This window comes from Bacillus sp. V2I10 (genome assembly GCF_030817055.1).
Taxonomy (GTDB): domain Bacteria; phylum Bacillota; class Bacilli; order Bacillales; family Bacillaceae; genus Bacillus_P.
In genome coordinates this window covers 1,226,510-1,246,019 of sequence record NZ_JAUSYV010000001.1, presented here as the reverse complement: position 1 = coordinate 1,246,019, position 19,510 = coordinate 1,226,510, and the positions used below count along the sequence as shown (strand labels likewise).

17 protein-coding genes are annotated in these 19,510 nt (G+C 36.9%); 4 read left to right on the top strand and 13 right to left on the bottom strand.

The features are described from left to right. Nucleotides 1-72: 72 nt before the first annotated feature. Nucleotides 73-378, bottom strand: a complete 306-nt coding sequence (locus QFZ72_RS06330; RefSeq protein WP_307430886.1) for a PAS domain-containing protein — start codon at nt 376-378, stop codon at nt 73-75. 270 nt (nt 379-648) lie between these two features. Here QFZ72_RS06330 and QFZ72_RS06325 point away from each other — a divergent pair, with 270 nt between their 5' ends. Further along, complete coding sequence (locus tag QFZ72_RS06325; RefSeq protein WP_252202144.1) at nt 649-804, top strand: hypothetical protein; 156 nt, start codon at nt 649-651, stop codon at nt 802-804. Between the two features lie 467 nt (nt 805-1,271). Here QFZ72_RS06325 and tatC read toward each other — a convergent pair whose 3' ends face one another. The 3 genes from tatC to QFZ72_RS06310 form a co-directional block, all read right to left on the bottom strand. Beyond that, entirely contained in the window at nt 1,272-2,000 is a 729-nt protein-coding gene (gene tatC / locus QFZ72_RS06320; protein WP_307430882.1) for a twin-arginine translocase subunit TatC, read from the bottom strand. Nucleotides 2,001-2,062: 62 nt separating this feature from the next. Next, nucleotides 2,063-2,242, bottom strand: coding sequence for a twin-arginine translocase TatA/TatE family subunit (tatA, locus tag QFZ72_RS06315; RefSeq protein WP_223437756.1), 180 nt, complete (start codon nt 2,240-2,242; stop codon nt 2,063-2,065). Between the two features lie 154 nt (nt 2,243-2,396). After that, nucleotides 2,397-4,025 carry a PhoX family protein gene (locus QFZ72_RS06310; protein ID WP_307430878.1) on the bottom strand — a complete coding sequence of 543 codons (1,629 nt, stop codon included), beginning with the start codon at nt 4,023-4,025 and terminating at the stop codon, nt 2,397-2,399. A 737-nt stretch (nt 4,026-4,762) separates the two neighbouring features. On the opposite strand from QFZ72_RS06310, the gene QFZ72_RS06305 reads away from it, so the two are divergent. Together QFZ72_RS06305 and QFZ72_RS06300 are read left to right on the top strand one after the other, a co-directional pair. After that, nucleotides 4,763-5,065 (top strand): DUF6454 family protein, encoded by a 303-nt coding sequence (locus tag QFZ72_RS06305; RefSeq protein ID WP_307430875.1) that lies wholly within the window; start codon nt 4,763-4,765, stop codon nt 5,063-5,065. Between the two features lie 4 nt (nt 5,066-5,069). Then, complete coding sequence (locus QFZ72_RS06300; protein ID WP_307439616.1) at nt 5,070-5,711, top strand: DUF6454 family protein; 642 nt, start codon at nt 5,070-5,072, stop codon at nt 5,709-5,711. 483 nt (nt 5,712-6,194) lie between these two features. Here the strand turns inward: QFZ72_RS06300 and xylB are convergent, their stop codons facing one another. The 6 genes from xylB to yicI form a co-directional block, all read right to left on the bottom strand. Beyond that, the gene (gene xylB, locus QFZ72_RS06295) at nt 6,195-7,691 is read right to left on the bottom strand and encodes a xylulokinase (RefSeq protein ID WP_307430872.1); all 1,497 of its coding nucleotides are present in this window, start codon (nt 7,689-7,691) and stop codon (nt 6,195-6,197) included. Between the two features lie 94 nt (nt 7,692-7,785). Continuing rightward, nucleotides 7,786-9,093 carry a xylose isomerase gene (xylA, locus tag QFZ72_RS06290; protein WP_307430869.1) on the bottom strand — a complete coding sequence of 436 codons (1,308 nt, stop codon included), beginning with the start codon at nt 9,091-9,093 and terminating at the stop codon, nt 7,786-7,788. A gap of 75 nt (nt 9,094-9,168) precedes the next feature. Continuing rightward, on the bottom strand, nt 9,169-9,990 hold the full coding sequence (locus QFZ72_RS06285; protein ID WP_307430866.1) for a carbohydrate ABC transporter permease: 822 nt from the start codon (nt 9,988-9,990) through the stop codon (nt 9,169-9,171). Next, nucleotides 9,987-10,847, bottom strand: a complete 861-nt coding sequence (locus tag QFZ72_RS06280) for a carbohydrate ABC transporter permease (protein ID WP_307430863.1) — start codon at nt 10,845-10,847, stop codon at nt 9,987-9,989. Before QFZ72_RS06280 ends, QFZ72_RS06285 begins: the two co-directional genes overlap by 4 nt. A 136-nt stretch (nt 10,848-10,983) precedes the next feature. Then, a complete protein-coding gene (locus QFZ72_RS06275; protein WP_307430860.1) occupies nt 10,984-12,273 on the bottom strand; it encodes an ABC transporter substrate-binding protein in 1,290 nt (429 codons plus the stop codon). 49 nt (nt 12,274-12,322) lie between these two features. Then, a complete protein-coding gene (yicI, locus tag QFZ72_RS06270; RefSeq protein ID WP_307430857.1) occupies nt 12,323-14,641 on the bottom strand; it encodes an alpha-xylosidase in 2,319 nt (772 codons plus the stop codon). A 407-nt stretch (nt 14,642-15,048) separates the two neighbouring features. Between yicI and QFZ72_RS06265 the strand changes: the two genes are divergently transcribed. Next, a complete protein-coding gene (locus QFZ72_RS06265) occupies nt 15,049-16,236 on the top strand; it encodes an ROK family transcriptional regulator (RefSeq protein WP_307430855.1) in 1,188 nt (395 codons plus the stop codon). A 686-nt stretch (nt 16,237-16,922) separates the two neighbouring features. Here QFZ72_RS06265 and QFZ72_RS06260 read toward each other — a convergent pair. The 3 genes from QFZ72_RS06260 to QFZ72_RS06250 form a co-directional block, all read right to left on the bottom strand. Beyond that, entirely contained in the window at nt 16,923-17,288 is a 366-nt protein-coding gene (locus QFZ72_RS06260; RefSeq protein WP_307430852.1) for a winged helix-turn-helix transcriptional regulator, read from the bottom strand. A gap of 105 nt (nt 17,289-17,393) precedes the next feature. Continuing rightward, on the bottom strand, nt 17,394-18,380 hold the full coding sequence (locus QFZ72_RS06255; RefSeq protein ID WP_307430849.1) for a Gfo/Idh/MocA family protein: 987 nt from the start codon (nt 18,378-18,380) through the stop codon (nt 17,394-17,396). A 75-nt stretch (nt 18,381-18,455) separates the two neighbouring features. Then, nucleotides 18,456-19,142 (bottom strand): MgtC/SapB family protein, encoded by a 687-nt coding sequence (locus QFZ72_RS06250; RefSeq protein WP_373464666.1) that lies wholly within the window; start codon nt 19,140-19,142, stop codon nt 18,456-18,458. Nucleotides 19,143-19,510: the final 368 nt, after the last annotated feature.

The window sequence follows — 19,510 nt, the reverse complement described above, 5'->3', positions numbered from 1 at the left end:
TTTAACACGGTGAATATTAGAGGAGATTTGCTCGTACTTTCGCTATTACTCCAGATATTCTTATTGAGTAAGCTATTCATCTTTGCTTGCTGCGCCAAGCATGCTGACAGCAGCTTTATTTAAATAAACAATCTTATTATGCCGGTGAATAAAAACCGATTCAGGCAATGAATCAATCATTTGTTTATAGCTTGTCTCATTATCACGTGCTTTTTTTCCATAATATTTAGCCGTATCATATTGCCATCCGACCAGCCAGGCAATAAGGGTAAAAATAAAAAAGTCTACCGTAAAAAAAGGTTCTTCTCCCACAACCTTTTGGTAGCTTGTAAATAAAATTGAAATAATCACCAAACCAATCTGTCCCGTGTATTTCATCTCATTGCCCCTTATGTAAATAGTCCATTTATCATAGCACAAAATAAAATCATATTGATGATTCTCACAATTAAACTTTGTGTGTAAAGAGAAATTATCTTATGTTTCATATATTCACTAAATTGATTTATATCATGATCAAAAGGTTTGATTTCACCAAATAAGTTTTTTATATTACATGGGCATTCATTGGGAAAGCTGATTGAGCAGCTTGAAGGATGTATGGAATGAAAAATGTACGGGCATTTTAATCCCGAAGGGGGTGTGCTTATGAAAAAAGAAAATCGCTCATCAGATGAACAAACACTTGCTGAAGGAATCAATACAGAAGATGAATTGAATAGAGACGCTACTGAAGAAGAAATTGATAAAGGCGATTACACGAAAGTAACCACTTTATCTCTTGATGAGAACGATCCAAGTTAAACACTAACACCGTATCTCACGGTGTTTTATTATGCTTTCAAGATAAGTGACAATCTATTGGAATGGTTTTAAAAATACCGATACTCATGATAATAAAACTGCTGGTAAAAAATAAGAAAGTGTAAAGAACCGTAATGATTAAACCTCTCCCTTTTTCTTTTATGTCAATTATTTCAAAACTAAACGATTTACTCAATACTTTATTGCTTTTCTTGTTTTGGATATCCCTTTTAACAAACCCAGCAATGATTAGTGAATCGCATTTTGGAGAACAATTGGTCATGATGTAAAGATGAAAAACTCACTATTTATTCATGATGGTAATGGTCTTTGATCAACGTGAGTAAAGGCAAGGCTGAATAAGAGGAATTCAGTAAAAACAATCTAATACCAAAAAAAGAGCCAGCATGTAGGCCGCCTCCTTTTTGATTAGGTTTATCAGCTTATAACACAAATGAACATCTGTTTCATGAAGAAAGGGTTTCAGTCTTCAGTAATTTTTTTCGATAGATAAAGGATGACAAATTGATACTAATTTCATAGATTAATACAAGCGGAACTAATACAAGTATGTCTGATATTAAATCCGGTGGTGTAATTAACACAGACGTTATAAGAATAACAAAATATGCAATTTTTCTGGATTTCTTTAACATCTGCGGATTTAATATTCCTATGGCGGTCAAAAATAGAATGACTACAGGCAGTTCAAACAATATTCCAAAAGGAACGGTCAAGCTAATCAGAAAACTAAAGTACTTTTCTGACGTATAAAATTGCTGAAATCCTTCACCTGCTAATTCTTGCATGAATGATAGAACAATAGGAAACACAAGAAAATAGCCAAAGGTAATTCCGAGAATAAATAGTAAAAATAGTGCTGGAATTAGCATAAAGGTTGCTTTTCTTTCTTGCTCTTGAAGAGCAGGTAAAACAAACCGCCAAACATGGTATGCAGCTAAAGGAATGGTAAGAGCAATCGAACAGACGGCTGATATCTTGAAATAAATCCATAAAACATCTCCTGGTCCAAGTAAGGCGAGCTTAAATTCTAAGTCTTTAACTAGCCACCTATAGATTTGCTCTACAAAAGCAAATGATAAAGCGAAGAAGACCAAAAAACTTCCAAGGATATAGATAAGCCTTTTTCTCAATTCCTCCAAGTGTACCGTTAATGCAACTTCCTGATCCTTCATGTATTTCACCTCTTTAATGAAAAAGAAAAAAGATAAGATTATCCTTTTTCTCTTTTCAATATTTAAAGTTTTTCATCTTCCTTTTTAGAGTCTGAAGATACTAAATCCTTTGTCGCATTTTTAAATTCCTTTAACGTGTTGCCGAAAGCACGTCCAACTTCAGGAAGTTTTGATGGACCAAAAATAATTAGTGCAATGACTAAAATAAGAATTAGCCCTGGAATTCCGATGTTTTGTATCATTTCATTTTCGCTCCTTTATTTTTTGAAAGTATCAGCAATCATGCCGAGCTCCAACGCCTACCCCGACATAGGATTTGCCTTCCTTTATAAAACAAGATTCTTAAGGCTAGTACTGTGTTTGTCGGGGGTGAATTAGGCGCATACACTTTTCTTATTAAAATCCTGTAATAGCAACAACAGCCGGTCGCGGCATTTTGTCACCGCTGCGATGCGGCCACTTGCTTGTAAGGTTTGCAAGGTCTTCTGTTTCTTCACCTGGATGCTGGATAGAAAGGAATAGTGCTTTCTCATCAGGAGTAAAACAAGGTCCTGTTAATTCTGCTTGAACTGGGGCGGAAGCAAATTGGAAAGCTTCTCCTTCGTTTTTCCCTTCTGTAGGGATTACAAATAGACCGTTGTTGCCGAATGGCTCCCATATTTTTGTGTTAACACTTCCGCTTGAAATGTCTGTAACAGTCCAAAGGTTTCCATCTTCGTCGAATAACAGGTTATCTGGTGCACTAAACCCGCTTTGAATACCGCCTGCTGCAAAGATTGAAAACTGGAATTCCATTGAGCCGTGATCGTTATCTTTTTCAAAGAAACGAGTAATATGACCGTGAAAGTTACCATGATTACTGTTATTTGTATGAGCAATAAAGATTGAACCATCAAACGGACTGATTTCTAAGTCTTCTGGGCGATCTGTTGGTGTTCCGCCTAAAAGGAGGGCTGCTTCATGGCAGTTTACAACAACATCTGCCTGTGTTTGGAATTTTTTAAGCAGTTCAGCGTTTCCTTTAGCTGCTTTTTGAACAGCTTCAACCGTCAGGGCTACCCATCTTCCTTCTCCAAAATTAGCTACATAAAGAGTTCCTTCTTCTAATAGTTTTGAATTCTCTTTTCCATCTTTTTGGTTGTATTTATTTTTACTGATAAATTTATAGACACAGGCATCTCTCTTATCATCGCCCATGTACACAACAACTCGGTTATCTTTTGATAGACCCATGCATGTATTTTCATGATTAAAGCGGCCTAAAGCTGTGTGCTTGCGAACTTGATAGGCAGGATCAAATGGATCCACTTCGATTACCCATCCATAATGTGTTTCGTCTAAGTTTGCCGATTTTGAAGTGGATTCATAGTTTTCTTCACAGGATAAAACCGTGTTCCAAAGTGTCTTTCCGCCAGAGCAGTTCGCAAATGTACCTTGAACGATTTCTGCTCCGTTAACAGCTTTTGATCCTTTTGCAGGTCCGGTTAAAGCGAAAGGTGTTAGCCCTGTTACGCGGCGGGCATATTCAGATGACGTATCCATTTTCCAGCCATTTCTGTCTTTAAATACTTCGATAATCGAACCGCCTTGATTATAAAGCATTGTTTTTATCTGTTCCGAGTTGTAGCCGCCCTTAATTGTTTGACCGAAAACAAACAAATCTGAGATATATTCATGATTTACCCATAACAATCCTCGGTTCTTTTCATCTTCATATGGAAAGAAGAGAGTAAAGTCGTTATTGTATCCGAATGTATCTCCTTTTTGATTAATCTTGTCGCCATATGCAGCAATAACTTCATATTTATAGCCTTTTGGAAGAACAAGATCATCCTTTGCTGTTGGTTCGATTGGCTGGAATTTTAATGGACCTCTTTTTGGCCTTTTAAATTCTGGATAGTGAAAAGGAGTTTTTGCTTCTGCTGTTTTTACTAATCCGTCAAGTCCTGTACTTGCTGCTGCTAGGGCAACAGTACCAGTTCCTAGGTATGTTAAAAATTTTTTTCGATTCAATACTGGGGACATATATCCGCACCTCTTCCTCTTAGTTATGCATATTAAATGATAGAGAAAAAGAATTAAGCTGCTTTTAAGTAATTGTAAAGATTCCTTTTTTATTATTTTCAGGAATATATTCTTAGAGTTAACCTGATAAGAAAGTCGCAATCCACTTTATATTTTTCCTGATTTTTACAAAATTATTAAAAAATAAGTGTAGAAATATGGGGTTATATAGTCACTTTTGATGGAATATTTAAGTTGAGAATCATTTTAAAATGTAAATTCATTAAGTTTTTTGTAAAATTTCTTGTCAAAATTTAAGAAAAGGTATTCTTTTTATATTTTTTATATGAATTAAGTAAATTCTATTCAGCTCATATTCTATTTGTGTTAACAATATGTCTGTACTGGATAATACACATCTAAGGAGTGGAATCATTGAAATTCAGAATGCTGTTAATGAGAGAAGCTGAAAAAGGATGAAGCAGACGAGAAAGAAAAACGAAGATCGGGAGAGAGAATGATCCATACCTTCTGCTCTAATCATTCAATAAATAAGGATTGCTGTCAGAAATGTCCGATGGATAGAAAATTAGCAGAGAATATGATTAATAGAAATTCCTTGAATGAGGAGTCTGTTATAAAAGGTTTGGTAAACACACCTCTGAGGTAACTGTAAACATCAGTTGATAAAACAATTACTGCTGCCTGAATAACATAAAACCTTTTTATAAATCACTTGGAATCGAGGAGGATGGATGATGAAAAAAGGAATTTTTGCACTGGCGGCCGCTCTAACTATTGGAACTGTAACAACAGCGTTTGCATACCCTGATGCGCTGAATTCCGGGAAGGACGGTGAACAGCTTGCGGAAAAGTTCCAGCACCTTACCCGTAATAATGTTTGGGAACAGAAAGAAAAAGTTGATCTGCAATTTAACACATATCATCCGCAAGGAATGACGAAAATCGGAGACTTGTACTTCATGTCTTCTGTAGAAATCATCGAAAAAACGGTAAAAATACGACCAGCCTCAAGATGGATACGACCGTACACCTGGTAAAGGAATCGGTCATCTATTTGTATTTACTAAAGAAGGAAAGCTGTTAAAGGATTTAAAGCTTGGCGAAGGTAATATATACCATCCTGGAGGAATTGCATATGATGGTAAATCAATCTGGATATCAGTTGCAGAGTACCGGCCAAACAGCAAGTCAATCATTTATAAAGTAAATCCAGAAACGATGAATACAGAAGAAGTGTTCCGCACGAATGACCACATTGGAGGAATTCTTCGTGATGGAAAACAAGGAACTCTAAAGGCAGTAAGCTGGGGTTCAAGAATGTTTTATGAGTTCAATGAAAAAGGAAAAGTGCTCCGTAAATCAAATAATCCCAGCCATTTTATTGATTATCAGGACTGCGAGAATGCAGGAAAAGAGAACATGATATGCAGCGGTATTACTGAATTGCCACAGCAAGGAGTTTCCACTGCTAAATATGAATTAGGCGGACTAGCCTTACTGGATATAAAAACAATGGAAATGGTTCACGAACTCCCAATTACTCTATTTTCTCACAACGGACATGTTGTAACACGCAATCCAGTATTCCTTGAAAATACAAACCAAGGATTAATCATGTACACTGTACCGGACGATGATCAATCCTCTATGCTAGTGTATGAAACAATAGTAAAAAATAAATAATAGGCGGCATAAGAATATAAGGTATGCCACTAATTGGTGAAGATAGTTTACATAATACAGAATATCATCAGTCGAAAAAGGATTGCAGCAGCAATCCTTTTTATGTTTTTTAATCTTCTAATCGACATGGCACTTGTTATTGGTAATCTAACATTCATTAATAAGTTTTGATGAAAAGATATCAATTAATAATTTTTAATTAGTTTTTCATAATACTTATACCACTCAGCTACTTTAACAATGTCACTAAACCCCGAAATAATTTTTGTCTTAACGTTGTAAATCCGCATTTTGCTGACGCTATCGGCAGTACTTCTGTTCCCGGATAAAAGGCAAAAAGGATGAGTTTGTTAAAAGCTAGACCGAAATGCTCTTCAATGGTCGAAAATAGTATCTAGCGAATTAAAAAAGGTAACGAACTTACTTTAAAAACAACTTCGTTTTTTGGTTACAACTAGACAGGTGCCCGGGACCTGTCATCTTTTACCTAAATACATGTAACCGTTGATTCAGTTCTTTTGTTTGTTGATATACGTCTTTATATATCTTGTACACATCTTCATATACGATGACGTTTTCAGGGATTGGGTTGAATTCTTTTTCATACTGAATGAAAGTATCAGTACAAGCTTCAAATGTATCAAACCAGCCGCAGCCTACTGCTGCTATTATGGCAGCTCCAAGAGCAGGACCTTGCTCGCTTGTTAATTTAACGACAGTTGCATTAAAAATATCTGCCTGCATTTGCAGCCATAGTTCATTTTTTGCCCCGCCGCCAATGGAGATGATTTTATTAATTTCTTTCTTGCCAACGGTTCTCATCAACTCCAATGAATCACGTAAGGAAAACGTAATTCCCTCGAGTACGGCACGAGCAAAGTGATCGAAGGAATGGGAACCATCCATCCCAATAAAGCTGGCACGAATATTGGAATCTGCGTAAGGGGTACGCTCTCCTGCCAAATAAGGCGTAAACAGAAGACCATTTGAACCAATTGGAACAGAAGACACTCCTTGAAGCATTTCTTTGAACTTCTTTTCCTTTGCGAAGGTATTCTTGAACCAGCTTAAGCTATATCCTGCTGCCAATGTTACTCCCATCAAGTAATAGCTATTCGGCTTGGCATGGTTGAAAAAGTGCAGGCTGCCGCGGAAATCCTGCTCTTTATTTTCTTCGTATGATAGAAGGACCCCAGAAGTTCCTATACTGCAAAGTGCAGCCCCATCATTCACAATGCCAGCACCAAGGGCACCGCATGCATTATCAGCTCCACCAGCAAACACCTTTGTTTCTTCGGCAAGCCCCATTGCACTCGCCATGTCCGGAAGAAGAGTCCCTACACAGTCATATGAGGAAACAAGCTCTGGACAAAGAGTGGCAGAGATGGAAAAAGCATTACATATTTCTTCGCTCCACTCTTTGTTTGTTACATCTAATAACAATGTTCCTGCAGCATCAGAGTATTCCATATGAAGCGCGCCTGTGAGACGATAGCGAACATAATCCTTTGGCAAAACAAATGCAAATGCCTTTTTAAAAATCTCAGGTTCATGCTGCTTTACCCACAATAATTTTGGTAATGTAAACCCTTCTAATGACTTATTTTTCGTAATATCTAACAAACGCTCCCCCAATACATCAACGATTTCCTGACATTGCGGAGTTGTTCTTGTATCATTCCATAAAATAGCCGGACGTAATGACCGGCAATTAGCATCTACTAGTACTAGCCCATGCATTTGTCCCGAAAAACTTATTCCTTTTACTGATTGGAGAGAAATTGATTCCTTTTCAGTTAATTCTGCCACGGCACTGAGGGTTTGCGTTATCCAATCTTCCGGATTTTGTTCACTGTAACCTGCCTGCGTTTGAAATAGTTCATACTCACGTACTGCTTCTCCTGAAACAGTACCTTTTTTGTCTACCAAAACCACTTTCACAGAGCTTGTTCCTAGATCAATTCCTAGTACGTATTCCATTACTGTTACCCCCAAAGAAAATATGAAAAGCGCCTCCTGACAACCAAACAGGGAAACTGTCCATTTGTAGAAGGCGCTTCTTCTAATCTATTTTTTAGAAAATATATTCATTTAATGCTGCTTTAACATACTCTATACGGTCAGAAGCATTTTTAATTTCTTTATTCTGCATTGCATACGCCTCTAAAGCTTTGAAGTCTGCCTTTCCATTTACAATGTCTAAGCCAATACCTTCATTGAAGGTCGCATAGCGCTTGTTGATAAGATTATCGAAGAATCTTTCTTCTTTTAATCTAGCAGCAATCTTCAAGCCTCTTGCAAATGTATCCATTCCTGCAATATGTGCCAAGAACAGATCTTCTGCTTCGAATGAAGAACGACGAACTTTAGCATCGAAATTGACACCGCCGCTATGTAATCCGCCATTTTCAAGAATTTCATACATTGCTAGAGTAACAGCATATAAATCTGTCGGGAATTCATCCGTATCCCATCCTAGCAATAAGTCGCCTTGGTTAGCATCAATGGAACCTAACATACCATTAACTCTCGCTACTCGTAATTCATGTTCAAATGTATGTCCAGCCAATGTAGCATGGTTTGCTTCTAGATTTAATTTAAAATCATGGTGTAAATCATATTTTTGTAAAAATGCAATCGTGGTAGCCGCATCATAATCGTACTGATGCTTTGTCGGCTCTTTTGGTTTTGGTTCGATTAAGAATTGACCAGTGTAGCCAATCTCATTCGCGTAGTCAATGGCCATATGGTAGAATTTCGCCAGGTTGTCCATCTCTAATTCTAGATTAGTATTATATAAAGATTCGTAGCCCTCGCGGCCGCCCCAGAACACATAGTTTTCAGAACCTAATTCTTTTGCTGTTTCTAATCCTTTTTTCACTTGTGCTGCAGCATAGGCATAAACATCTGCGTTAGAAGTTGTTGCTGCACCGTGAACAAACCGCGGATTTGTAAACATATTAGCTGTGTTCCATAATAACTTTACATTATTTGTTTTCATATAATCTTTGAACATGGCAACAATTTGGTCTAAGTTTGAATTCGTTTCCTGCAATGTATTTCCTTCAGGTGCGATATCACGATCATGGAAGCAGAAGTAAGGTACATTTAATTTTTCAAATAACTCAAATGCTGCCTCTGCACGTTTTTTAGCAACATCCATCGCACTTCCGCCATCCCATGGGCGAATCATTGTACCCGCACCAAATGGATCCGAGCCATTCGCAGTAAAGGTATGCCAGCAGGCAACGGCAAAGCGCAAATGCTCCTCCATTGTTTTACCTGAAACAACTTCCTGTGGATTATAATGTTTGAATGCAAAAGGATTTTTTGACCCTTTACCTTCAAATTCAATTTTATTTATGTTTTGGAAATAACTCATATTCCTCTTCCTCCATTATCCTTAAATTGCTCTTTTTCAAAAAAACTCTTGCTCAAAAACCTTTAATATTACCGATTATTTAACAGCGCCATCCGAAACACCCTTAATAATATACTTCTGCAGGAACATGTATAGGATGATGACAGGAAGGATAGCGATCAATAATGCAGCAAGCGCTAAGTGCCATTGTTTTGAAAACTCTCCAAAGAAGTAGAACATTTTTAACGGAATGGTATACATTCCATCCTTATTAATAACAAGCGACGGCAACAAGTAGTCATTCCAGAACCAGATGGAATTAAGAACAATGACCGTTACGGTCGTTGGCTTTAATATGGGCAAAATAATATACCAATAGATTTGCAATTTATTGCAGCCATCAATTGTGGCAGCTTCATCCAACGATTTCGGAATCGACCTTAATGCACCATAGTATAAAAAGATTGCCATACTGCTGCCTAATCCTAAATACATGATCACTAGGCCTGCTCGATTCAGCATACCTACACTACCAAAACTGGTCATAAGCGGAATCATGATCGATTGAAATGGAATCAGCATTGCAACAGCAAAAAGGAAATAAATAAATGAACTTACTCTACTATTATTACGAGATAGGGCGTAGGCAGCCATTGATGTACAAACTACTATGACAAATACGCTTACAACGGTAATAATGACGGAATTCATAATACTTCTTACGAAATCCAATTCGACAAAAGCTTCTAAATAGTTATCGATAACAGGATCAAGTGGAATGCCTAAAGTATTGACAAAAATCTCTTTCTTTGTCTTAAAGGAGTTAACCAGTACGAGATAAAATGGATAAAGCCATGCTAAAGCCGCTGCAACACCGACTATACTAATGCCTGCCGATATAATCTTTTTGCTTCTCACAGTTCTACCTCCCTTTTTCTCGTAATATAAATTTGCACCACAGAAATGATGACGATAATAATTAAGAATACAACAGCTTTCGCCTGAGCATATGACATGTCTTGAATACCAAATGCTGTGTTATAAATATTCATAGCCGTCATTTCAGTTGAATTGAATGGACCGCCTGCTGTTAAGGCCATATTCTGATCATATACCTTAAACGCACCAGATAGGGTCAAGAATAAGCTAACTGTAAAAGCTGGTGCCAGCATTGGAAATTTAATCCTCCAAAAACGCTGCCAGGAATTTGCTCCATCAATCTCTGCTGCCTCTAAGAGCTCCTCAGGGATATTATTTAAAAATGAAATATAGATAATCATGATATATCCAGCCATTTGCCAGACATATAAAATGACAAGGCCCCAGAATCCCGTTTCTGTCGTTGAAAGCCAGCCGGACATGAAGGAGAATCCGGTAATACCGGCAATTGATTCAAATGATTTAATAAAAATAAACTGCCAGATGAAACCCAAAATAATTCCGCCAATCAGATTTGGCATAAAAAACACCGTACGCAGCGCTGTATTAAATTTAAATTTCTGGGTAACCAGTAAAGCTAACGCTAATCCAATAACGTTAATACCAATGACAGCGGCAACGGCAAACTTTCCTGTGAAAACTAATGAATTTATAAATCCTTCATCTGTCAGCAGACGTTTATAATTATCCAAACCGACAAATTTATCGACATAATTCCCATCCCAATTTGTAAATGAATAATAGATACCCATAATCAACGGAATAGCAAGAACTATAAATAGAGCTGCTAGACACAGCGATAGAAAGGCCCAATAGGAAAAGCTTTTATTATTCACTGTCATGAACCTCCTAAGACGAGACTGAATCAAAAAGGGGCAGACTCCCACTAAATGATCCATATCTAGTGTTGTAAAAGCACCAAATAGTGTGTTGCGGGGTCTGACACCTTTGGTTTTGAGTCTGCCTCATTATTTATTCCTTGCTTCTTAATTCTTCCCATGATTTAGATGCTGATTTTGTAAACTCATCCCACGTACTATCGCCAGTTAGATATTTTTGGAATTCCGGATGAAGACCGCTTTGGAACCAGCCATTCGGATAGCTGCCGTGAATCCAAACTGTGTTATTTCCGTCTGATAAATGCTGATAAATCACTTTTGAAACCGGATCTTTAATAGAATCTACATCGTTACCTGTATAAGCAGGGATATATTTAAAATCTTCGATTAATGATTTTTTACCCACTTCAGATGTATACATCCAGTCTAAGAATTTTTTGGATTCTTCAACAACTTTCTCATCTTCATTTTTGTTGATGCCCCAGAACCATGAAGGGCCTGCTGCAACCGTGCCTGGTTCACCATCTTTTAAGAACATTGGGACTAAAGCTAATTTCTCTTTAGAGAATGTTTCATCAATACCATCTAAAGTTGGAACAATCCAGTTCCCCTGGTGAATAATTGCAGCTTTTCCATTGGCGAATTTTTCCTCAACAGATGTACTATAATCGATAGATACTATCGGCTGAAGATTATATTTGCTCATTAAATCAGTGTATTGCTTAAATCGATCTCCATACTCAAAGGAAGGTGTTTTAGCTTCAAGTGCTGAACTTAAATCATTTTCGTATGCTAATGACATAAAATTACTAGAGTATTGAGAAACAACCCAGTTTTCTTTGGCACTGAAAGCAAAAACCGCATCAATTCCTAATTCTTTCTTTTTTGAATCAATAGTTTTAACTGCTTTCTCGAAATCCGCAAATGATTTTATGGATTCAACTTCGATTCCTGCCTTTTTAAAGATGTCCTTGTTGACCATCCAGCCAAAACCTTCAATATTATATGGCAAGCCATATGATACTCCATCAATAGTTGCTCCGCCTAAAGTACCTTCAATCGCAAGCTTTGCTGCTTCCGTTTCTGAAACATCCAATAAAGTCTTTTGCCACTTTTTCGCATCATTTAATCCGCCCATCATAAAAATGGATGGTTCATCACCTGATGAGAATTTTGCTTGTAATGCTGCTGGTGCATCTTGACCGCCGCCAACAGTAGTAACATTGATATCAACATTTTTATTTTGACTTTCATATGTCTCTACTAATTCATCAAGCTGTTTTTTTGTTTCAACTTTTATATTGAAAACATCAACTACCACTTTATCGTCAGATCTACCATTTGCTTCATTTGAAGAACATGCTGTTGCTACTAACGAAACACTTAGTAAACTACTTAATAAAAATGCAGTTCTTTTTTTCATTACCTTTCGCCCCTTTAATATATGGAAATATTATTATTAATCCCTATTATTATTTAGACAAATGAATTTGCACTGATTCATCTTTTGTTGTAATTAAAGTTCCTTTTTCTGTATAAATCATTGTGCCATTACTTACTGAATTGACCTTTTCAACATTTCGCAATAGAATACTATAATAATTAGGCAGATTTTTTGCTCTGAACGAAATCATGCTGTCTTCTTTGATTGCAGTTATACTGCCTGCTTTTTCACCTTGAATGTTATAAATATCTGCAGCAGTTTCTTTTCCATCTGCTAATTCAAACACATGGAAAGTCACACCTTCTACATAGTCATACTCTGCTTTGCTATCGATAGCTCCAACAGGTATGATTGAGTTTTCCCTTACCATGAACGGCAAGGTCATGTATCCGTGTTCCTCTGTATGCCACTTCTCACCTTGTACTGCTTCATTGGTCAAGAAGTTTGTCCATTTTCCTTTTGGAAGGTAGTATTTAACAAGTCCCTTTTCATTGAAAATTGGCGCTACCAAAAGCGAATCACCAAACATATATTGTCTATCTAAATAATGACATGTTTCATCATCCGAAAATTCAAGTACCATTGGCCTCATCATAGGGACACCGGTTTGAGCTGATTCACACGCATTCCGATATAAATATGGCATTAGGCTGTTTTTTAATTTTGTAAAGGCTCTTGTCACATCAACTGCTTCTTCATCGTAAATCCAAGGCACTTTGTATTCTGTATTTCCGTGATAGCGGCTGTGGGAGGACAATAAACCAAATTGCGTCCAACGCTTGTATAAGTCTGGTGTCGTGCCATGTTCAAATCCAGATATATCATGGCTCCAATAGCTAAAACCAGATAAACTGAATGATAATCCGCCACGTAAGGATTCAGCCATAGATGGATAGGTTGACCAGCAATCCCCACCCCAATGAACAGGAAACTTCTGGCTGCCAACTGTAGCCGAACGAGCAAAAACAGCTGCCTGATCTTTTCCAAACTTACGCTCTAATAATTTAAATACCACTTCGTTGTATAGATAAGTATAATAGTTATGCATTTTCTTAGGATCTGATCCATCAAAGTAGACAACGTCGGTTGGAATCCGTTCACCAAAGTCTGTTTTAAAGGAGTCTACCCCCATATCGATGAGCGCTTCTAACTTTTCTTCAAACCATTTACAAGCATCCGGATTTGTAAAATCAACAATACCTTGACCCGCTTGCCATTTATCCCATTGCCAAACGCTTCCATCAGGTCGTTTCAACAAATAGCCATTTTTCATCCCCTCCGCAAACAACGGGGACTTTTGTCCAATATACGGATTAATCCACAAACAAATTTTTAATCCTTTATCTTTTAAACTCTTTAACATAGTTTTCGGATTAGGGAAAACACGATTATCCCACTCAAAGTTGCACCATTCAAATTCTTTCATCCAGAAACAATCGAAATGGAATACGTCTAAAGGAATATCTCTTTCAATCATTCCATCTACGAAACTATTTACTGTTTCTTCATTGTAATTTGTTGTAAAAGATGTACTTAACCATAATCCAAATGTCCAGGCAGGTGGCAGACTCGGTTTTCCAGTCAAAGTAGTGTATTTCCCCAAAACATCTTTCATGGTTGGACCATTAATAATGTAGTATTCCAGATATTCTCCTTCAACACTGAACTGCAATTTGGATACTTTTTCTGAACCAACCTCAAAGGATACTTTTTCCGGATGGTTAACAAAGACACCATACCCCTTATTGCTAATGTAAAATGGAATATTCTTATAGGCCTGATCGCTGCCTGTTCCTCCATCTTCATTCCAAATATCAACGGTTTGACCATTTTTCACATACGCAGTGAATCTTTCCCCTAAACCGTAAATCAATTCACCAACATCCATGGACAGCTGTTCGCGTATGTGGGCTTTTTTTTGATCGGTTAAAATATAACTCATCGCTTTACTTTCACTAGAAGTTAATTGCTTTTCATTGTTATAAAACCCTACATTCCATGCATCTTTTTTGTTGAACTTCGCGTGGAGGCTGCCACTAGAGAAGACTATATCATCTTCAGTTTCTTCTATTACTATCGATACATCTTTTTCATATAGTTCAAAATGCGGCCCCTTATTGTTACTTCCGAGGTGATGAAACATTTTCACACAAATCACATCTTCTATTGGAGAAGACAGTTGAATGGTCATCATACCGCCATCTAACGTTTTTCCTCTGTGAACGATATGATCGAAAGGGGCATAAACCGTTAGATCCTTCTCCGTTTTTCGAACATCATATATTTCCATTGGATATTGCAGTATATAACCTTCCTTATTTAACCAGTTGCCATTAGTGAACTTCATGTCTTATCCCCCTTTTTGTTATAGCTTTAGAGTAGAAATCAAGTAATATATACAACCTTATCTTCGTTCGTTGGTTAAACTAACTTTATGAGAAGATTCTATCACACGATTTTTGCACTTGCAAGCGTTTACTTACAATAAAATATAAGACTTTTCGCTATGAAATAAGAGGTATTATGATATATTAATAGCTATATTACTTATATAAAAACAATCCTCATAAGAGATGAAAAATGAAAAATACGATTAAATAAAGGTTTATCATAAAATTTAAATCAATTTATTGTTAATTCCTTGCCAAAAGTTAGTTTGGATATTAAACTTATTATATAAACATTATTTTTAAGGAGAATTCAAGCTGTATTTTAGCTGTTTTTAGAAAAATCGTTTAATTTTGGAGGAGTATTATGAAAGTGGCAGATAGATATTACATTCGTGAAATGAATGAGAATCTCGTTCTTGAAATAATCATTCAACAAGGTACAATTTCACGAGCAGATATTTCCAAGCTCTGCGGATTGAATAAAGCAACTGTATCATCTATTGTTACCAATCTTTTAGAAAAAGAACTTGTAAAAGAAATTGGAATTGGTGAGAGCAGTGGGGGAAGAAAACCGATAATGGTAACGTTTAATGAGAAAGCGGCATTATCCCTTAGCATCGATTTAGGTGATAATTATATCTCTTCTATCCTTACTTATTTGGACGGAACAATCATCTTGCAAAAAAACATTGATGATATCACCATCAATAAGCGAACTGTAATGAAAGAACTAAAAGAGCTCATTACTTATTATCTAGAGCAGGCGCCGCACACAACCTATGGTGTTATCGGTATTTGTATAGGTATTCATGGGATTGTTAATGATAATCAAATCACATTTGCTCCATACTATAACTTTGAAGGCTTAAATTTAGTAGAAAATCTCGAAAGGGTTTTCGCAATTCCAGTAAGATTGGAAAATGAAGCAAATTTGTCTGCTTTAGGGGAGAAAATATTTTCGACCAATGCATCAAATTTCGTTAGCATCAGTGTTCATACTGGGGTAGGTGCCGGAATTATCATTAATGATGAATTGTTTAGAGGCTCAAAGGGATATGGCGGAGAAATTGGGCATATGATTGTGATACCGAACGGAAGAAAATGCCCTTGTGGAAACAAAGGCTGTATTGAACAGTACGCTTCTGAGAAACGACTGCTAGAGGTGTACCGTAAAAAGAAAGGGCAAAAACAATTAACATTTGAACAGCTTATTTACAACTATAAAAATAATGAACAAGAAGCATTAGACATCGTAAATACTTTTATCGATTATATTAGCATTAGTGTGAATAACATCTTTACAGCCTTCGATCCCGATGTCTTTATTCTCAACAGTCGTTTTACAAGTAACATTGATGGATTGATCGATTCTATAAAGGACAAAATCACCAATAAAATGAATAGCGATACAATTCTCCAAAGTTCATCCTTACGAGAAAAAGCCACTCTGTTAGGCGGCGTCCATGTAAACAGCACTTCTTTTTTGGATATCAAACACTTTACATTCCAAAATATGTCAGGTGACAAGCACCATTTAGAAAATCCAAATTAAATCAACATAAAAAAGGAATTTACAATAAAGAATATGGCAAATTTGGATTGGTTGGGTTTATTGGATTATCTTTAAAGATTTTCTTATCCTTCCAATCTTTTTTTTCGGACTAACCATAAGAGGATTTGCTGCTGTGTCTTCTGTACTATCAGGAGTTACAACGGGCATGCTCGCAACATTTATTGAGGTTAGTTTAATACATGTACTTTATCTGTACTATTCTGCATCCTTACAGCAAAAAATAAACAAACCGTTTCTAATCAGCGAATACTTTTACTTAATTAAAGATCAAAGCCTTGAAGGTATCCAAAAAAGGCTTTTTAAGAACAACTTCATTTGAGCAGTGACTGCATAATAAAAAGCTGAAGATTATCATCTTCAGCTTTTCTCAATTATTTAAGATCCCTATTCCAAGTACAAATTACAAAGGAAGATGTATAGTAACCTCAGATCATCTAAGTTTTAATTTTTTTCACTAAAGTCCTAACTTTATTTATATCCATCCCACTTAAAGAGTTCTCAGGTGTTCGAACCCATATGCCCTGTATAAATATCATGACATTCGAGTACAAGATAGAACTAACTTATCTCGAGAATTAATTTAGAAAGAGTAAATGTTTTAGAAATTAAGTATTCCTTCAATCCTTATTTCCAATTTAAGATTAGTATCTCTATAATTTTTACCTTTAGATATTCAAAATGTTATCCTCAAGTACAGCTGATTTATCTCCGTATACTTTTTCAATATGATGAAGACCCCAGGCAGATAAAGACTCGAGTATTCCTGTGACACTCCAGCCATACTCGCTTAGTTCATATTCCACTTTTGGAGGAACTTGATTATAGGTCATGCGATTGATGATTCCATCTTCCTCGAGCTCACGCAGCTGCTGAGTCAGCATTTTTTGTGTGATGCTGGGCATCAGCCTTTTCAGTTCACCCGTCCGTTTTTTTCCCCGCATCAAGTGACATAGGATCACACATTTCCACTTTCCGCCTATTACTTCGAGAGCTGCTTCTACCGGAATGTTATACCGCTTTGTTTCTTTCATTCATGTTCCTCCTTAGTAAAAGGGGTGTTTACTTTTATTATAGCCAACTGCTCTGAATATCCCCAAAATTCAGCGCATAGAAAAACCAATCCTGATAGGATTGGTTTAATTTTGATCAGCGGGATAAACAACACCAATTTGTTTTCTTGCTTCATCCATCACTTCCATTACCTTGATTGAATTCTCATAAGTATTAATTGTTGATTCATACAGGTCATTTTGGATTAAGTCGATGAATTCCTTCATTTCATAATACATGGTGTCTTCTTTTTGAGGTTTTGAAATATCCTCTAATCTGCCGTCCCGATAGCGAATTTCCACTTTTTCAATTGTACTGATGCGGTCAATAATAATTGTACCTTCTTCACCCTGAATTTCCGATGGAAGTGCTGAGTCTGATATCTTGGAATACATCATCACAGCATCTTTGTCTTTATATTGAAGAAGAATGCTTCCTTCGCCGTCAACACCAGAGCTAAGTAGCAGCCCGCTCGCTTTAATGGTTTCCGGTTTTCCGAAAAGAACAATCGATGGATACAGCGCATAGATTCCAATGTCCATCAGTGATCCGTTTGAGAAGGTCGGATCAAATGCATTCAGCACGGTTCCTGAGCGATAGGCGTCATAACGGGATGAGTATTGGCAATAGCTTGCTGTATATCTTCTCACTGTGCCAATTTTGTGCAGGTTTTCCTGAATGCTTTTAAAGTTAGGCAAGAATGTTGATTTCATCGCTTCCATAAGCAGTACGCGATTTTCTTTTGCAGCCTGTATCATTTCAGTAATCTCTTTAACGTTTGATGCAAGAGGCTTTTCGCACAGCACATGCTTTTTGTGATTCATGAATAAAATGGCCTGCTCAGCGTGCAATGAGTTTGGGCTTGCTATGTATACGGCATCAATTTCATCGCTTTTTGCCATACTCTCTAAATCTGTAAAGGTGGTCTTCACACCATATTTGGCAGCGAATTCTTCAGCCTTATCGCCATTTCTTGAATAGACAGCCTTCAGCGAAAAGTCCTCGATTTGCATCGCAGCTTTTAATAAGCGGTCAGTGATCCAGTTTGTTCCGATAATTCCAAAGCGTATCAATTTGTTTCCTCCTAAATACCTTGTTTGCTATTACAATACCATATGTCATCTTCATACGTCTTATTTGACGCCTGCTCAAATCATCTCTACTTCAACGGACTCAATACCTTTTGCTTCTTTTATATCCTCATAAACATCTGATGTATAACGGTCATTTTTAATCAGCAGAATTAAGTCTACTGTTCTCAAATCACGGTCAATACTATCTTTAATCTTCACATACTTGATTTTCATATCTTTTTTGCGAAGCGAGTGTAAGATATCAGATATATTTACATTTACAGGAACGGTCAGCTTTACCTTCAATTCTTTCAGTCTCAGCGTTTTAGGACCAAGCTTCTTTACTAACGGAGCAATGATCTCAATTGATCCAATCATGAAAATAAGTGCAATAAGTGCTTCTTGATAAAATCCGGCTCCAATGGCAATCCCTAGGCCAGCAGCTCCCCAGATCATCGCAGCAGTTGTAAGACCGCTGATGACATCATTGCTTCTGCGGAGAATCGCTCCCGCGCCCAAAAATCCGACGCCTGATACGATTTGCGCTGCAAGACGGAGCGGATCCATCGGACGATTATAATCGTTAGAAAACGTATAAGCTGCTTCAATTGATATCACGGTCAAGAGACACGAGCTTACCGCAATAATAATTGTTGTTTTCAGTCCCAGCGGCTTTTTCTTAATTTCCCGCTCAAGTCCGATAATGATTCCAACTAAGAGGGATAAAAACAATTTTATGATTGTATGCTGATGTACAATAATATCCTCCAAGATCCCTCACCCTCTTCTTTTTCTATAGTTTGCTCTATTTTTATTTCAATCATTATACCATTCGGCAAGTACGGAATATATGTGTATTTTGTCGGGCTTTTAAATAGGTCATGATTTTTGAGTTTATTCTAAGAGCCCTGATATTATTCAGTATGGGATTGACATCCGGGCAATTTGGCTTGAACTGATCCAGCCGATTATTAAATCTTTCAGCCGAATTTAGAATTTATAAAGCCTTTTTCGCTATTTTTCAGCCAAATGAAAAATTCATCCGCCCAAATCCGCCTTTATTTAGCCTGCATTACATTTTTACAGCCAAAAGACTTAATATGCTTTCTGTTTTAAATAAAAAAGCACCC

Excerpts from the sequence above, each read along its gene's own strand:
- QFZ72_RS06330 (WP_307430886.1), bottom strand. The coding sequence starts at position 378 with ATGAAATACACGGGACAGATTGGTTTGGTGATTATTTCAATTTTATTT.
- QFZ72_RS06325 (WP_252202144.1), top strand. The coding sequence starts at position 649 with ATGAAAAAAGAAAATCGCTCATCAGATGAACAAACACTTGCTGAAGGA.
- tatC (WP_307430882.1), bottom strand. The coding sequence starts at position 2,000 with ATGAAGGATCAGGAAGTTGCATTAACGGTACACTTGGAGGAATTGAGA.
- tatA (WP_223437756.1), bottom strand. The coding sequence starts at position 2,242 with ATGATACAAAACATCGGAATTCCAGGGCTAATTCTTATTTTAGTCATT.
- QFZ72_RS06310 (WP_307430878.1), bottom strand. The coding sequence starts at position 4,025 with ATGTCCCCAGTATTGAATCGAAAAAAATTTTTAACATACCTAGGAACT.
- QFZ72_RS06305 (WP_307430875.1), top strand. The coding sequence starts at position 4,763 with ATGAAAAAAGGAATTTTTGCACTGGCGGCCGCTCTAACTATTGGAACT.
- xylB (WP_307430872.1), bottom strand. The coding sequence starts at position 7,691 with ATGGAATACGTACTAGGAATTGATCTAGGAACAAGCTCTGTGAAAGTG.
- xylA (WP_307430869.1), bottom strand. The coding sequence starts at position 9,093 with ATGAGTTATTTCCAAAACATAAATAAAATTGAATTTGAAGGTAAAGGG.
- QFZ72_RS06275 (WP_307430860.1), bottom strand. The coding sequence starts at position 12,273 with ATGAAAAAAAGAACTGCATTTTTATTAAGTAGTTTACTAAGTGTTTCG.
- yicI (WP_307430857.1), bottom strand. The coding sequence starts at position 14,641 with ATGAAGTTCACTAATGGCAACTGGTTAAATAAGGAAGGTTATATACTG.
- QFZ72_RS06265 (WP_307430855.1), top strand. The coding sequence starts at position 15,049 with ATGAAAGTGGCAGATAGATATTACATTCGTGAAATGAATGAGAATCTC.
- QFZ72_RS06260 (WP_307430852.1), bottom strand. The coding sequence starts at position 17,288 with ATGAAAGAAACAAAGCGGTATAACATTCCGGTAGAAGCAGCTCTCGAA.